Below are 14,707 nucleotides of genomic sequence, written 5' to 3'. Positions count from 1 at the left end.
CGCCACCTCCACGACGATCGCGAGGAAGGTGCCGAACGCCTCCATCACGGACACGCCACGCCCCTGGCGCGCCACCAGCGGCGCGCCCCAGTGCCCCATCTGCGCCGCGGTTTCCAGCACGCGGCGCGCGCGCGGCGACTTCTGCAGCAGATCGAGCCGGTAACGCACCGGATCAGCCTTCACTTGCAGCGCCAGTTCGTCGATGAAACTCTCGACGACAAAGGTGCTCCGATTGGGCCCGACGCCGCGCCAGAAAGCGGTCGGCACGGCCATCGGTTCCTGGCGCACGAATTCGACCAGCTGGTTCGGTAGGTGATAGGGTAGATCGGCTGCCACTTCGACGGCATCGGCGTCGACACCGTTGTGGTACAGCGGCGGTGCGAAGCGCGCCATGATGGACGAGCCAACGATGCGGTGCTGCCACGCGACGGGCTTGCCCTGCGCGTCGAGTCCGGCGGAAATGGCGTCGTAGTAATAGGGCCGGAACATATCGTTCTGGATGTCCTGCTCGCGGGTCCAGAAGACCTTGACGGGCGTGTCGAGCCGCATCGCGATGCGCACGGCCTGGCCGATGAAATCGACTTCCAGCCGGCGCCCGAAGCCACCGCCGAGCAAGTGGTTGTGCAGGCGGATCTGGCTGGTCTTGAGTCCGGTGGCCGCTGCCGCGATGGCGACGGCGCGCGTCGGCACCTGGGTACCGACCCAGATGTCGCAGCCGTCGGCGCGGACCGAGACGGTGCAGTTGAGCGGCTCCATCGTCGCGTGCGCCAGCAGCGGCTGTTCGTAGACAGCATCGACGCGCTGCGCCGCGCCGGCCATGGCGGCCGCGACGTCGCCATCCTTGCGCGCCACGCCCGCCGGACCGCGCGAGGCGGCGCGCAATTCCTGCCTTAGCGCCGCCGTCGAATAAGTGGCGCCACGTCCCTCGTTCCAGTCGACACGCAAGGCGGCCGCGCCGCGCTTGGCGGCCCAGCTGTGATCGCCGACCACGGCGACCGCGTTATTGATGCGCACCACCCGCCGCACTCCGGCGATCCTCAGGGCGCTGCTATCGTCGATCGAGTGTACCGTGCCGCCGTAGACCGGACTGCTGACGATGGCCGCGTAGGCCATGCCCGGCACATGCACGTCGAGGCCGAAGACGGCGCTGCCGACGACTTTTTCGCGCGAGTCGAGGCGCGGCGCGCGTGAGCCGATCAGCTTGAAATCTTTGGCCGCCTTCAATGTGACGCTGCCCGGCGCCGGCAACCTGGCGGCGGCGGCGGCCAAGCGGCCGTAGCCGAGGCGGCGGCCGCTGGCCGCGTGCACCACCTCGCCGCGCTCGGCGTGGCAGCTGGCGGGATCGACCCGCCATTGTGCGGCGGCGCTCTGGATCAGCAGGGTGCGCGCGACGGCCCCGGCCTTGCGCATCGGTTCCCATGCGTAGCGGATCGACGTCGAGCCACCGGTCATCTGCGAGGCCAGCAAGGGATCTTTGAACAGCGCCTCGTTCGGCGGCGCGTGCGCGATCAGCACCGATGTCAGCGGCACTTCGAGTTCTTCGGCGATCAGCATCGGAATGGACGTGTAGATACCCTGCCCCATTTCCACCTTGGGGATCAACAGGGTGACGATGCCCTCGGTGTCAATCTGAATGAAGGCGTTCGGGGAAAAGACGCCGGCCTGTGGCGTGTCGATGCCGTCGCCGACCAGCGCCGACATGGTGCCGGACCGGCGCACCGGATTGCGGCCGGCGACAGGCAGACTGAAACCCAGCATCAGGCCTCCGCCAAGGACGGCGCCAACCGAGACGCCCAGCTTTAAAAAAGCGCGCCGCGACGGTGCCGCGGCGCTGTCCTCGGCGGAGGGTGCCCTGTCAGCTAGCAAGCTCGACGATGAGTGCGTAAGCTTGCTCATCTCAGGCTTCCCCGGCGGCGTGTTTAATGGCCGCGCGTATGCGCGGATAGGTGCCGCAGCGGCAGATGTTGCCGGCCATCGCCGCGTCGATGTCGGCGTCGGTCGGCCGCGGCTTGACGGTCAGCAGCGCGGCGGCCGACATCACCTGGCCGGGCTGGCAGTAGCCGCACTGGACCACGTCAAGCGCGATCCAGGCGTCCTGGATCTTGCGCCCGGCAGGCGTGCCGCCGACGGCCTCGATGGTCGTCACGGCGCGCGTGCCGATGGCGCTGACCGGCAAGGTGCACGAGCGCACCGCCTCGCCGTCCAGATGCACGGTGCACGCCCCGCACAGCGCCATGCCGCAACCGAACTTGGTGCCGGTCAGGCCGAGCAGGTCGCGTACCACCCACAACAGGGGCATGTCGCCCGGCGCGTCGACGCTGACCGCGCTGCCGTTCAAAGTAAATGTGATCATCTGATTCCTTAGCGAAGCGGTGGCGAGCCGGCCTTAAGCCTTCGGCAATTGCGCCAGCAGTTCGTCGGTGCCGAGGATGGCGTGGGCGTACATCGGCGCGTTGACTTGGGCGGCGACCATGCCCTCGGGGCTGAAGGCGGCGGTGGCGCTCGGCACCAGGGTGACGTGGTAGCCCAGCTCCATGGCGAAACGGGCGGTCGCTTCGATGCAGCTGTTGGCGATCAAGCCGACGACGATGACTTTCTGGATGCCGTGCTGCTTGAGCTGATGATCGAGGTCGGTGTTGGCGAAGCCGTTTTGGGCCCAGTGTTCCTTGATGACGACGTCGCCCTCTTGCGGACCGAATTCAGCGTTGAATTCGCCACCCCAGGTACCCGCTTCGAACGCCTTCAACGGCAGATTTTTTTGCTGGAACATGTTGACATGCTGCCAGCCGGCGAAGTCGTCGCCGTGGCTGTGCGAGCGGTGGTGCGGCACGATGAAGACCTGGATGCCGGCGGCACGCACAGCCGGGATAATCTTGCGCAGGTTGCCGTACATGCCAGAGGCGTCGGCGGTCTCCTTGATGGCGTTGTGGAGCTTGCCGCCTTCACTCATGAAGTCGTTGTAGGGGTCGACGATCATCAAGGCGGTGCGGTCGGCCGGATAGCTAGGAGTGGTCATTTTGATTACCTTCGGAATATTGGAGGATGGGCTGCCCAGCCCGCAGCAATGCGCAGTGCGTGCCATATCAGCACCATCATAGTACCTTCAACATTTGAAGTTTATTAAGTTAATTTGTGTTGCATCGATGCGCACACCGGCCCGGCCTAGGACCGCCGATCGTCGAGAGATGCACTCTGCTCGGTGGCCCCTGGATCCTGGCCGGCGCCGCCGTCGAGCTCCTGCCACAAGCGGTCGCAGGCCTCCGGCGCGGCGGCCTGCCTGGCCGGCGCGGGACAGTGGCGCGCCAGTACCCACGCATAGGTGTGGGCGTCCGCCTGCAGCGCCACCGGCTCGCCCCATTTGCGGCCCCAACGGTGCAATGCCAGCAGCACCATATCCAAGTCCTGTCCCATCGCCGTCGCCACGTAGGCATAGCGCGGCGGGCGGGCGTGATATTGGCGACGTTCGATGACACCGTCGGCCTCCATCCGCCGCAGCCGGTTGCGCAGCAGGTGCGAGGACATGCCGGTGTGGCTGCGGATTTCCTCGAAGCGCTGCACACCGAGCCGCAGCTCGCACAGCAGCAGCAAGGTCCAGCGGTCACCCACCACCGACAGCGCGTAGGCGATCTGCGCGGCGCGGCGCGTCCGGTCCCGTGTCATGGTCATTCCTTTCGATTGGGTCCCGCCGTCAGGATGGCGACGGGGCGGCCGAATACGCCGCGTGTAGTGCTCCATCAGATTATGAATCATAACTTCAATATTTGAAGTAAATTTTCAACATAGATAATTCAGCATCGTTTTTAGCAACTTGCAACATCGGGCTGGATTGACTTTGTCGCAACCAGAGTCCACCATTAACTTCAATTGCTGAAGCCATAATCGACACCATCGCGCCGGCACGACAGCCCAATACCCCACAAAAGGATCATGCACATGTCACTCTCCGCACCGCTTCCCCCACCCCAACTATCGCGCGGAGCCGCGCTGGAACTGCGCTATGGCACCGCCGTGGCCGCCCCCGGCGACGCCGACTGGAACGCACAACTCGGCGCACTGCTCGAGCGCATGTCGACCCGCGCCTTCCTCGCCAAGCCCGTCAGCGACGAGGATTTGCTGTCAGTCGTGGCCGCGGCGCAATCGGCCGCGACCTCGTCCAACCTGCAAGCGTGGAGCGTGGTCGCGGTGCGGGATCACGAACGCAAGACCCGGCTGGCCAGCCTGGCCGGCCACCAGGACCACATCCTGAACGCGCCGCTGCTGCTGGTGTTCGTGGCCGATCTGGCGCGGCTGCGCGCACTCGAAGGCTATACCGGTACGCCAGTGGCGGCGCTGGACTGCTTCGAGAGCTTCGTCGCATCCGTCATCGACACCACGCTGGCGGCACAGAACGCTGTCGCCGCAGCCCATGCGCTGGGCCTGGGTAGCTGCTTCATTGGTGCCATGCGCGACCATCCCGAACAGGTCGCCGAGACGCTGGCGCTGCCGCCGGAAACGGTGGCAGTCTTCGGCCTGGTGGTCGGCTGGCCCGACCCGGCGCGCGCCAGCGCCGTCAAGCCGCGCCTGCCCGCCGCCGTGGTGCTGCACCACGAAACCTACCAGCGACTCGATGTGGCGGCGCTGGACGGCTACGACACCACCATGCGCCACTTCGAGCGCCAACACGGCATGGGCGAGGCCAATTGGAGCGACAAAGCGGCGGAACGGGTTTCCGGTCCGGCGGCACTGAGCGGACGTCAGCGGCTGCTCGACGCCGTCCGCGCGCGCGGCTTCCAGCTGAAATAGCGCCACCCGGCAGCATGATCGAATGGATCAACTGGCGCAGCGTCTGCGCCTGAACAACTGGCAATTAAAGCCGGCCCCGCAATCTCCCTTCACAAACGAGGATCACCATGAAAATCAAACGCAACGGCAGCGCCGCCTGGCAAGGCGGCATCAAGGATGGCAAAGGTTCCATTTCGACCGGCAGCGGCGCGCTGGCGCACTATCCCTATGGCTTCAGTAGCCGCTTCGAGGGCCTGCCCGGCACCAACCCGGAAGAACTGATAGGCGCAGCACACGCCGGCTGCTTCACGATGGCGTTGTCGCTGATCCTCGGCGAAGCCAAGCTGACGGCGACACAGATGGACACCACGGCCGAGGTGACGCTGGAACAAGCCGACGGCGGCTTTTCCATCACGGCCGTGCATCTGACGCTGAAGGCGCAAGTACCCGGCGCCGACCAGGCCACCTTCGACCAACTGGTACAGGCGGCGAAAGTCAATTGTCCGGTCTCCAAGCTGCTGAAAGCCGAGATCACGCTCGACGCCGAACTACTCGCCTAATCGCCATGCCGGCCGCGCTGCCGGCATGCGCGCAATCACAATACCCGCGGCCGGTGCCGCCAGATAAACACCCACGCCGGCCGCCCCCAACCGACACCAGACCCATGACACGAATCCCCACCATCAAGCAGGCAGCACAATGTGGCCGCGCTGCGGCGCTGGCGTGGATGGCCGCGGCCGCGCATGCCGCCCCGGCCCCACCACACGCACCGACGCCGCCGCTGGACCCGGCCCGCATAGCCCAGCACGTGATGACGCTAGCGTCGGACGCCTTCCAAGGCCGCGCGCCCGCCACCGACGGCGAACAAAAAACCATCGCCTACCTGAGCGCGCGGTTTGGCGCGCTAGGCCTGCAACCCGGCGGCGACGTCGTCGATAACGCCCGCCTGTGGACCCAGCAGGTAGCGCTGACTCAGTTCGATTTCGACGGCCCTCCGATGCTCTCGGTGAGCAGCGGCGACCGGGCGACACCATGGCAACAGGGCGTGCAAATCGCGCTGCGTCCGCCCCAAACCGGCGCCGCGCATGTGATGCTGAAGGACGCGCCGCTGGTCTTCGCCGGTTACGGCATCCGCTCGCCCGAACGCGGCTGGGACGACTTCAAGGGGCTGGACCTGCACGGAAAAATCGCGCTGGTGCTGATCAACGATCCCGGCTTCGAGAACGGCGCCGGCGAATTCGGCGGCACCGCGATGAGCTACTATGGCCGCTGGACCTATAAATACGAAGAGGCGGCACGGCGCGGCGCCGCCGGCCTCATCATCATCCACGAAACAGCGCCCGCATCTTACGGTTGGCAGACAGTCAAGAATTCCAACACCGGCGCTATGCTCGACATCGTGCGCGACGATCCAGCCGGCGCCCACGTGCCGCTGGAAGCATGGATACAGCGCGACAGCGCAGTACAACTGATGCGCGCCGCCGGCCTCGATTTCGAAGCACTGAAAAAGGCGGCGCAACGACGCGACTTCGCACCCGTTCCGCTGGACGGCGTCACGCTGTCGCTGGACTGCACGGTGCGCAGCAGTGCCGTGCTCTCGCATAACATCGTCGCCGTGCGGCCGGGCGTGTCGGCGGCCGAGGAATCCGTGCTGTACGCGGCGCACTGGGATCATCTGGGCATAGGCGCACCCGACGCCAAGGGCGAGCGCATCTACAATGGCGCGCTCGACAACGCCGCCGGCGTCGCGCTGATGCTTGAAATGGCGCGCCGGTTCAGCGCCATGCCGCAGCCACGCCGCTCGGTGATCTTCCTGTCCGCGACGGCTGAGGAAAGCGGTCTACTCGGTTCGGAATATTATGCCGCCCACCCCCGCTATGCGCTGGCGCGCACGGCCGCCGTCATCAATCTGGACACGGCCTCGAATACGGGTCGTGCTAGCGATTTCAGCACGGCAGGCGAGCGCGTCGTGTCGCTGCAGGACGATCTGGCCGCGCTGGGCCGGCAGCGTCAGCGTCGCCTGGTAGCCGATCCGCAGCCGGCGGCCGGCCTGTTTTTCCGCTCCGACCAGCTGCCGTTCGCGCGTCACGGTGTCCCGGCGATTTTCTTCTTGCCCGGCACCGATCTGCTGCAGGGCGGCACTGCGCGCGGCAATACGCTGCTGGCCGATTATTTCCAGCACCGTTATCACCAGCCGGGCGACAAGTACACGCCGGACTGGGATCTGCGCGGCGCGGCAGACGACGGCGCCCTGCTGTTCGATCTGGGCTACGCATTGGCCAATTCGCGCGCGTGGCCACAGTGGCAGCCGCGCTCCGAATTCCGCGCCGAACGCGACAGGTCCGCCGCGCAGCGCCGGTCGCAATAGCGGCAGTTGCGCGGTCCGGCTAGGTTTGCCCGCGCACGCTGCATCGATACAACGTCGCGGGCCACGCTTACTCGGCCGACCGCTCGATCGCTTTTCCCAGTTTCAGGAACGGGTATGGCGGGTGTTGGGCGTAAATTGCAGGCGCGCCGGGGTGACTGCAGCGCGCCCGGTTGATGGTCAAGCCCGGTGGCCGCCGTCCACTGCGAGCGTGGTGCCGGTCACGAAGCTGGCACCCGGACTGACGAGGAAGGCCACCGCAGCGGCAATTTCCTCGGGCCGGCCGAAGCGACCATAGGCGTTGCCGCTCTTTTGCCGAGCTGCCGACGGACCATCTTGTGGGTTCATATCGGTGTTGGTCGATCCGACTCCCACGACATTGACTGTGATACCGCGCGGCGCCAGTTCGCGCGCGGCTCCGCGCGAATATCCTTCGATGGCGGCCTTACTGGCCGCGTAGTCGGCAACACCGGCACTACCGGTTTGGTTGGTCAGCCCCGAAGACATCGAAACGATGCGGCCGTCGTTCCCCATCACCCGCGAGGCGGCGCGGATCGCAGCGACCACGGCGCCGTAATTGATTGCGATTTGGCGGTCGAAACGCGTGGTATCGAGCGTATCGACTATGCTGCCGGTCTCGAACACGCCCGCGTTATTGACCAGGATATCGAGTTTGCCGTGCTGGAGCACGACATCCCCCACCATCTCCGACACCTGCGCAGCGTCCGCCTGGTCGGCCTTGAACATGAACGCCTTGCCGCCGTCCGCTTCGATTTCCGCCACCACGGCGCGCGCCTTGGCCTCGCTGGCTCCGTAACCGATCACCACAGTGGCGCCCTGCCTAGCCAACAATTTGGCGACGGCAGCCCCTATGCCGCGCGAACCGCCGGTGACCAGGGCAATCTTGCCCTCCAGGCTGAAAATATTCAGCATCATATTGACTCCCCCGCAACCGGATTGTTGGCCGACAAGACATGCAACAAGGCGATCGAATACTCCGATGCCGACTGCTGGTTTTGCCCCTACACCAACTTACCGTCCACCACTACGCGCAAACCCCACGGCTCGACATGCGAAAACAGCATGCCCGCCTGTTCCAGCACAGGTTGCGGATAGTGGGGAATGAAATCCTTGCCGTACAATTTTTCCGCTTCCAAATCTTCGATCAGCGAAAATCCCGTCACTTTTCGGCCCACCAGTTGGGTGCGGAGGTTGCCGAGCGCGATGGTGCCGTGGCAGATGGCGCCGAGCACCTTATTGGCGCGGTGGAAATGCTCCAGCAAGCGCTCTACATCCGCGTTCGGATATAAATCGACGGCCGCGCCGGTGCCGCCCACGACGTGCACCGCATCAAAATCCTCGCCGCGCACGTGCGTCAGGGCGGCAGTGTGATTGAGCGCATCGGCCAAGGCGGCGTCGGACAAGAAACCCTTGCTGACGATGCATCCGGCCTCCCACGATCCTTCCGAATGCGGATTGCTAAGGCGGCCATGCTTGACCGGGCCGCCGGCCGGGCTAGCCAAGGTCACCGTGTGGCCTCGTTCGGTCAAATGCCAGTATGGACGTGTCAGCTCAGGCAACCAGTAGCCGAGGTCGGCGCTGGTGACGATAAATAAAATTTTCACGATATCTCCATAGTTGAGAAAAGCCTGGCTGGTCTACAGGATATGCCGCGCTTTAGTCCTTGAAGCGGCGCCACTCGTCGGGGCCTGCAATGTTGCGGCGGCGCGACTCGGCCTCGCTGACCGGTTGCGCCGGAAACGCCTGAGCCCCTAACATCCAGCGCGCAGTGGCACGGGCGATCCGTCGACCGAAACGCTCGGCGCTTAAGCGGTCTCCCGGGTGGGGCGCGGTTTCGTTGTCGCCATCGGCAAAGCTTTGCGTCATCAAACCGAGCCAGGATCCGTTCACGTTCACGTCGGTAACCCGGCTGGCAGTGTAGTTGCCGCCGGGCTGGTCGCCTACGCCCACCCAAACCATGCTCATCTGCGCCGCGAAGATGGCCATCTGTTCCAGAGCGATTAACTTGTCGCCCGAGCGGGATGCGGAATTAGTGAAGCCGGCAGCGATCTTGTCCTTCCAGACCTGGTCCAGCCATGGGCCAAAACCCGCCTCCAGGAACAGCTTGAAGATCCCGTGCGCCGAACCCATATAGGTTGGCGCGCCGAAGATAATGGCGTCGGCAGCGTCGAGCCGACGCATGATGTCATCGCCGTGCCAGCGTCCGTCGCCGTTCAGCTGCGCCGCAGTGATCTCGATCAGCTCGACACTGGCGCCGGGGAAAGCCATAGCCCCGGCGTGGATGTGCTCCGCCACGGTACGGGTGTGTCCGCGTCCGGACGAAAAGACGATGGCAATGCGAGTCGCAACAATAGTCATTAATTCTCCGTGTGCATGTTGGGGCGATGGCCTTTGCCGTAGCCGTTGCGGCAATACTCGTGCAGCCGCTTCAAGCCTGTCCTTCGGCGCATAGCTTCATCGTCTTGACGACGTCATTGAAGCGCTTGGTGATGCGGTCGAATTCCTGCTGGCGGCGCGCTTCATCCATGTCGGCCTGGTCATAGCTCAAGGTATAGAGCAGCCTCGATGTCGTGGCCGTCTCCATACGTAGATCCAAGCATCCGTGATAGGTGAACGGCGCCATCGGGCCCTGTATCTGCGCGTAGGTGTACGCGTGCCGCGACAGACCGATCAACACCTCCACAATGCCGTCGCCGATCTGACGCACGCTACCGATTTCTCCGTGACCGGATAGCAACATGGACGCCGTGTCGATAAAGCGTCCCGCATCGCCATAGGAACCGATAATGGACCACGCTTCATCTACCGGACGCAGGATCTCGATGCTAGCCACGATGGCAATGAAGTGTGGTGATGGGCGAAGATTGCTCATGTAGGACTCCGATTGCAGCCCATCGATAAGCAGCAAGCGCCACCTACAGGACCGAAATGCATCTTATCACCAGCTTCAATATTTAAAGTCGTTAAATTTTGTAAAGAAATTCGATATTGAAACTCCCTTTTATATAGTGGATTTTTAGGGTGGCGGCCTAAAAACACTACTGATTTCTTATCAATAGGAACTGACAGAACATGAGAGAAAGCTCGCGGTTTTCAAGACCGCAGAGCTGTTGTGTCAAAAACTGTTGGCCCATTCTCACGAAAATTTTTGGCGACCTATGAGGCAATAGCAACTTGGGGTCTGGGCTTGAGGAATTGGGCGCCTGGTCCTGGGTTCCTGGTCGGGCTGTGGACATATAAGGATACGCTTGTACTCGCTGACATTATGCTAGTTGATCTCGCATAAATTAGTCCGATATTGCTGATTTACAAATGATGGTGCCTCGGCGCATTATTCCTAAATTGTCGCAGGCGCGGCTTGAAAAATTGAACCGGCAATCTTCTCATTTCGCCTCTTCCAGCGGGCACAACAACAACCTCCACGTTCCAATATCGATTGGCAAAAAAACCAAAAGTTATTGTTGACGAAGTAACCATAAAACTGACACACTCGATTCGGCTCCGCGAATTGGATCGCCGATTCATGAATTTTAACGAACCAATGCCTAACAGGAGTTAAGTCAACCCTATCTCAACATAATCGCTTTGGAGGATGGAACAATGATTGGTAAGTACATTCGGATTCCGCTGGCTGTCATCGGCCTCTTGTCGGCACTGGGCGCGGGTCAGGCCCAGGCTGGCACGCTCACCATTGACGTGTCGGGCATCTACAGCCAGGGCGCCTGGGGCGACCCGTCGAACACGGTGCTGTACTTGAACGTAGGCGCGTTCAACGACATCATCGGCATCGCCAGCGACGTGTTTGTCACGGCCTACGCGCCCACCCTCCTGACGGAAATTTCGCTCCACCTCAACCCAACGGACAACCCGAACGTGGGCGGCGGCCTGGCGCCCGGCTTCCGGAAATATTACTCGGGAACCACGGAATCGGCCGGCAGCGCCGACCTCGCAGCCATGGGCCTGGATTTCCAAGTGGGCGCGGACGGACTGTTGAAGGCTGAGTTCTGCGTCGGCTCCGACAAAACCATCGGCGGTCCCGATGCCCGTTGGGACAGCGGCTGGATCACGTTCACCACGCGCGATCCGATCCCGGCCGTTCCCGAGCCTTCTTCTTACGCGATGCTGGCGCTGGGCCTGGCCGGCATGGGCGTACTGTCCCGCCGCCGCGCCAAAGCGCTCAAGCAGGTGTAACGATAAGGCGTATCACGGATGAAGCAACCGGACCTCGGCGTAGCGGATCAAGCTGGAGGCTCCGGATTCATCGCAAGGTGCCGCCGGGAAGCCGATCCGGCGCCGGCCTAGCGGGTATAGACATGCAGCCCGACCCAGCCCGCCATCAACAGGGCGCTCAGCGCCAGCAATCCCAGCGCGCCGTTCGGCCGCAGGATGCCGAGGTAGCCGATGGCGACGGTGGCCACGCCCTTTTTGGCCTGGCGCATGCCGCGCCAGCGCTGCACGGCCTTGAGCAGCGACAGCACGGCCGAAAACGTCGCCGACGACAGCAGCGCGATGCGGAACACGGCCAGCAGATCGAGCTCGCCCAGCGACACTTTTTTGTACACCAGGCCGACGGCCGCCATGCACAGCGCGGCGGCGACCGAGATGGCGACGTTGGTGTACATGGTCTTGCGGCTCAATTTCGCCGCCTCTTCCAGCTCGCCCTTGAGCAGCTCGACCTTCTCGTTAATCAGCTGCGACGCTTCCTGCTTCACGGCCAGCACGCGCTGGTCGATGGCGGCGCCGAACTGGGTGGCGGCGTAGTCGATCAGCTGCATGATGTCGTCGCGCGTCATCGAGCGGTGGTTATGGATTTCCTGCGACAGCATCTCGATATTGCGCTGCACCTGGTCGCCGGCCTGCGCCACCACCTCGGTGAATTCGGCGCTCAGCTGGCGGATCGAATCGTCGACCAGCGGCGCGACGCGGCTGTCCATGACGCGCTCGAACGCTTCCTCGAAGGCGTGCGAGCCCGCTTTCAGACTAAGGAGATCAAGTCCCATGGTGCGCCCTTTCTGTGCCGATGCCATGCCGGCAGGCGCCGGCGCAATCGCATGCTAGCAGAAACGGCGGCCGTCGGCAGCCCGGCAGGCGCGCCATCATATCGAGCCGCGCATTAAGCGTTCATTAAACTTTCGGCAAACTTCGCACATTCCGCGCACGCTGCGGCGCGCCGACAACGCCGGCGCAGAAATGCGCGCCATGTCATCGGCATGACATATGGCGCCACTACCTTTGCGGCTTTTCATCCACGTATTAAAGGAAGAAGCATGCACAGGTCGCACAGCAGCAGCAAGCGTTTCGGTTCCACGACGGCGTCGACGATCAAGCCACGGCACACGCGCTGCGCGCTGTCGTTGTTGATGTTGTCTATCCATGCGGCGTACGCCGCGCCGCTGCCGGACAATGGCGCCGCCGCCGCGCCGATGGACCTCGACGCCGCCGCCGTGGTCCAGGTCCATTCGTCGACGCCGACCGCCTCCTCCGGCGCGCCGTCGCAAGGTTCGCTCGACGCGCGCTCGGCGCAGTCGCAGGTCAGCAACGACTTCGTGCGCGACTACATTTCGCCGATCGCCGATTTCAGCCAGGTGATCCAGATGACGCCAAGCTTGTTCAGCTACAGCCCGAACGGCGTCGGCCTGGGCGACACGTCGACCAACTTCCGCGGCTTCTCGGACGGGAACTACAACGTCACCTTCGACGGCATCCCCTTCCAGGACACCAACAGCGTCAGCCACCACTCGTGGGTCTTCTTCCCCAGCGGCTTCCTCGGCGGCGCCGTCGTCGACCGCAGCCCCGGCTCGGCCGCCGTGGTCGGCGTGGCCTCGTTCAACGGCTCCGTCAACCTGCTGTCGCGCACCCTGGAAACGCAGGCGCGCAACACCGTCAGCGCCACCGCCAGCACGTGGAACACGCAGATGTACAACTACGAGCACGAGACCGGCCAGTTCGGCGAGAACGGCAACCAGAACCTGCTATTCAACGTGCAGGACATGAAGTCCGACGGCTACCAGACCTTCAATGACCAGAAGCGCGGCGCCGCCTCGTTCAAATACCAGAACGCCATCAACAGCGACACCACGCTGACCGCCTTCGGCTCCTACCTGAACCTGAAGAACAACACGCCCAGCATCAAGGGACCGACCCGGGCCCAGGTCGCGCAATACGGCAACGACTACCTGCTCAGCGCCGATCCGACCCAGGCCAACTACTACGGCTACAACTTCTACAACATCACCACCGACTTCGAATACGTCGGCCTGACGACGAACCTCGGCCACGGCTGGAAGCTCGACGACAAGCTCTATACCTACCGCTACTGGAACAAGCAAAACTACGACGGCACCAAGGTGCCGGCCAGCGCCGCCAACACCACGGCCAACCAGACCGGCGTCGACAAACTCAATTCCTACCGCACCAGCGGCAACCTGCTGCGCCTCAGCGACGAGCTGGCGCTGGGCACCCTGCGCACCGGCCTGTGGAGCGATTATGCGCGCAGCTACCGCTATCAATATCCGAGCAATCCGCTGAACTGGCTCGATAACGCGGTGCCCAATTTCAGCGAGCACTATCAAACGACGACGCTGCAACCGTTCGCCGAATTCGAGTTCGCCGTCACGCCGGACCTGAAGATCACGCCCGGCGTCAAATACGCCCACTACAAGCAGGCCTTCGACCACCTGGCCGACAACGGCGGCGCCGTCGGCCCGCTGAACGGCGCGCCGGACCTGCGCAACACGGTGCAGTACCACGACGTGCTGCCGTCGCTCGACGCGCACTACATGGTCGCGCCCAACTGGTCGCTGTACGGCCAGTACGGCACCGGCGACCTGATACCGCCGACCAGCATCTACGACGTCAAGAACGCCGCCGTCGCCGCGCAGCCCAAGCCGCAGTTCTCCAAAACCTACCAGGTCGGCACGGTCTGGAAATCGGCCCGCTACACGCTCGACGTCGACGTCTTCCACACCAAGCTCGATGGCGCCTACTCGTCCAGCCTCGACACCTTCGGCAACGCCATCTATTACCTCAACGGCTCGGAGGTCAACAAGGGCATCGAAGCGGAAAGCAATGTGATCGTCGGTGGCGGCTTCAGCGTCTACCTGAACGGCAGCTACGGCAGCGCCAAATACGACAGCGGCAAATGGGTCGCCGGCGCGCCGAAAGACACCGAAACCCTGGGCCTGAGCTACAAGCACCAGAGCTGGGACGTCGGCCTGTTCGCCAAGCGCGTCGGCACCACCTTCAGCGACAACGGCGCCACCCACGAAGCGTTCGCCATCGCCCCCGTCACCGTCGCCAACCTGTTCGCCAACTACGCCTTCAACACGCCGTTCTCGTTCACCAAAAAAGTGAAGCTGCAACTGGGCGCCAACAATCTGTTCAACCGCCAGAACATCACCAGCATTTTGAAGGCCGGCAGCGCGACCAGCTCCAGCGCCGCGCCGTCGCCGCTGGACCAGATCCAGATGCTGCCGGAGCGCAGCGTATCGGCCACCATCTCGGCCGATTTCTAAGCGCGGCCGCAGCGCGGGGCGGCGCTCATGTCGCCGCCCCTTTTAA

14 protein-coding genes are annotated in these 14,707 nt (G+C 63.7%); 5 read left to right on the top strand and 9 right to left on the bottom strand.

From position 1 onward, the window contains the following. The 4 genes from Q0S71_RS07925 to Q0S71_RS07910 form a co-directional block, all read right to left on the bottom strand. Positions 1-1,758: molybdopterin cofactor-binding domain-containing protein (locus Q0S71_RS07925; RefSeq protein WP_295993816.1), on the bottom strand; the 1,758-nt coding region annotated here is incomplete at its 3' end. A gap of 139 nt (positions 1,759-1,897) precedes the next feature. Continuing rightward, complete coding sequence (locus tag Q0S71_RS07920; RefSeq protein ID WP_295993815.1) at positions 1,898-2,353, bottom strand: (2Fe-2S)-binding protein; 456 nt, start codon at positions 2,351-2,353, stop codon at positions 1,898-1,900. A gap of 33 nt (positions 2,354-2,386) precedes the next feature. Next, positions 2,387-3,016, bottom strand: coding sequence for an isochorismatase family cysteine hydrolase (locus Q0S71_RS07915; RefSeq protein ID WP_295993813.1), 630 nt, complete (start codon positions 3,014-3,016; stop codon positions 2,387-2,389). Between the two features lie 146 nt (positions 3,017-3,162). Further along, positions 3,163-3,660 carry a helix-turn-helix domain-containing protein gene (locus tag Q0S71_RS07910; RefSeq protein ID WP_295993812.1) on the bottom strand — a complete coding sequence of 166 codons (498 nt, stop codon included), beginning with the start codon at positions 3,658-3,660 and terminating at the stop codon, positions 3,163-3,165. A gap of 273 nt (positions 3,661-3,933) precedes the next feature. Between Q0S71_RS07910 and Q0S71_RS07905 the strand changes: the two genes are divergently transcribed. The 3 genes from Q0S71_RS07905 to Q0S71_RS07895 all read left to right on the top strand — a co-directional run bounded on the left by Q0S71_RS07905 (position 3,934) and on the right by Q0S71_RS07895 (position 7,129). After that, the gene (locus Q0S71_RS07905) at positions 3,934-4,782 is read left to right on the top strand and encodes a nitroreductase family protein (protein WP_295993809.1); all 849 of its coding nucleotides are present in this window, start codon (positions 3,934-3,936) and stop codon (positions 4,780-4,782) included. 107 nt (positions 4,783-4,889) lie between these two features. Next, entirely contained in the window at positions 4,890-5,321 is a 432-nt protein-coding gene (locus Q0S71_RS07900; RefSeq protein ID WP_295993807.1) for an OsmC family protein, read from the top strand. A gap of 104 nt (positions 5,322-5,425) precedes the next feature. Next, complete coding sequence (locus tag Q0S71_RS07895) at positions 5,426-7,129, top strand: M28 family metallopeptidase (RefSeq protein ID WP_295993805.1); 1,704 nt, start codon at positions 5,426-5,428, stop codon at positions 7,127-7,129. A 177-nt stretch (positions 7,130-7,306) separates the two neighbouring features. Here the strand turns inward: Q0S71_RS07895 and Q0S71_RS07890 are convergent, their stop codons facing one another. The 4 genes from Q0S71_RS07890 to Q0S71_RS07875 all read right to left on the bottom strand — a co-directional run bounded on the left by Q0S71_RS07890 (position 7,307) and on the right by Q0S71_RS07875 (position 10,019). Next, entirely contained in the window at positions 7,307-8,062 is a 756-nt protein-coding gene (locus Q0S71_RS07890; RefSeq protein WP_295993803.1) for an SDR family oxidoreductase, read from the bottom strand. Positions 8,063-8,148: 86 nt separating this feature from the next. Further along, on the bottom strand, positions 8,149-8,751 hold the full coding sequence (locus Q0S71_RS07885; protein ID WP_295993801.1) for a type 1 glutamine amidotransferase domain-containing protein: 603 nt from the start codon (positions 8,749-8,751) through the stop codon (positions 8,149-8,151). A gap of 52 nt (positions 8,752-8,803) precedes the next feature. Beyond that, positions 8,804-9,505 carry a flavodoxin family protein gene (locus tag Q0S71_RS07880; RefSeq protein WP_295993797.1) on the bottom strand — a complete coding sequence of 234 codons (702 nt, stop codon included), beginning with the start codon at positions 9,503-9,505 and terminating at the stop codon, positions 8,804-8,806. A 70-nt stretch (positions 9,506-9,575) separates the two neighbouring features. Next, positions 9,576-10,019, bottom strand: a complete 444-nt coding sequence (locus Q0S71_RS07875) for a hypothetical protein (protein ID WP_295993796.1) — start codon at positions 10,017-10,019, stop codon at positions 9,576-9,578. A 728-nt stretch (positions 10,020-10,747) separates the two neighbouring features. Here Q0S71_RS07875 and Q0S71_RS07870 point away from each other — a divergent pair. Then, positions 10,748-11,338, top strand: a complete 591-nt coding sequence (locus Q0S71_RS07870) for a PEP-CTERM sorting domain-containing protein (RefSeq protein ID WP_295993794.1) — start codon at positions 10,748-10,750, stop codon at positions 11,336-11,338. Positions 11,339-11,445: 107 nt separating this feature from the next. Here Q0S71_RS07870 and Q0S71_RS07865 read toward each other — a convergent pair whose 3' ends face one another. Next, complete coding sequence (locus tag Q0S71_RS07865; protein ID WP_295993793.1) at positions 11,446-12,147, bottom strand: hypothetical protein; 702 nt, start codon at positions 12,145-12,147, stop codon at positions 11,446-11,448. A 267-nt stretch (positions 12,148-12,414) separates the two neighbouring features. Between Q0S71_RS07865 and Q0S71_RS07860 the strand changes: the two genes are divergently transcribed. Further along, positions 12,415-14,661: a TonB-dependent receptor gene (locus Q0S71_RS07860; RefSeq protein ID WP_295993791.1), complete on the top strand. Its 2,247-nt coding sequence runs from the start codon at positions 12,415-12,417 to the stop codon at positions 14,659-14,661. The last annotated feature ends 46 nt before the right edge of the window (positions 14,662-14,707 follow it).

Source organism: Rugamonas sp., assembly GCF_025354735.1.
Lineage (GTDB): Bacteria > Pseudomonadota > Gammaproteobacteria > Burkholderiales > Burkholderiaceae_D > Rugamonas.
The sequence above is the reverse complement of the archived record's forward strand: the minus strand, read 5'-3'. Positions and strand labels throughout refer to the sequence as shown.

Excerpts from the sequence above, each read along its gene's own strand:
- Q0S71_RS07920 (WP_295993815.1), bottom strand. The coding sequence starts at position 2,353 with ATGATCACATTTACTTTGAACGGCAGCGCGGTCAGCGTCGACGCGCCG.
- Q0S71_RS07915 (WP_295993813.1), bottom strand. The coding sequence starts at position 3,016 with ATGACCACTCCTAGCTATCCGGCCGACCGCACCGCCTTGATGATCGTC.
- Q0S71_RS07910 (WP_295993812.1), bottom strand. The coding sequence starts at position 3,660 with ATGACACGGGACCGGACGCGCCGCGCCGCGCAGATCGCCTACGCGCTG.
- Q0S71_RS07905 (WP_295993809.1), top strand. The coding sequence starts at position 3,934 with ATGTCACTCTCCGCACCGCTTCCCCCACCCCAACTATCGCGCGGAGCC.
- Q0S71_RS07900 (WP_295993807.1), top strand. The coding sequence starts at position 4,890 with ATGAAAATCAAACGCAACGGCAGCGCCGCCTGGCAAGGCGGCATCAAG.
- Q0S71_RS07895 (WP_295993805.1), top strand. The coding sequence starts at position 5,426 with ATGACACGAATCCCCACCATCAAGCAGGCAGCACAATGTGGCCGCGCT.
- Q0S71_RS07890 (WP_295993803.1), bottom strand. The coding sequence starts at position 8,062 with ATGATGCTGAATATTTTCAGCCTGGAGGGCAAGATTGCCCTGGTCACC.
- Q0S71_RS07880 (WP_295993797.1), bottom strand. The coding sequence starts at position 9,505 with ATGACTATTGTTGCGACTCGCATTGCCATCGTCTTTTCGTCCGGACGC.
- Q0S71_RS07875 (WP_295993796.1), bottom strand. The coding sequence starts at position 10,019 with ATGAGCAATCTTCGCCCATCACCACACTTCATTGCCATCGTGGCTAGC.
- Q0S71_RS07870 (WP_295993794.1), top strand. The coding sequence starts at position 10,748 with ATGATTGGTAAGTACATTCGGATTCCGCTGGCTGTCATCGGCCTCTTG.
- Q0S71_RS07865 (WP_295993793.1), bottom strand. The coding sequence starts at position 12,147 with ATGGGACTTGATCTCCTTAGTCTGAAAGCGGGCTCGCACGCCTTCGAG.
- Q0S71_RS07860 (WP_295993791.1), top strand. The coding sequence starts at position 12,415 with ATGCACAGGTCGCACAGCAGCAGCAAGCGTTTCGGTTCCACGACGGCG.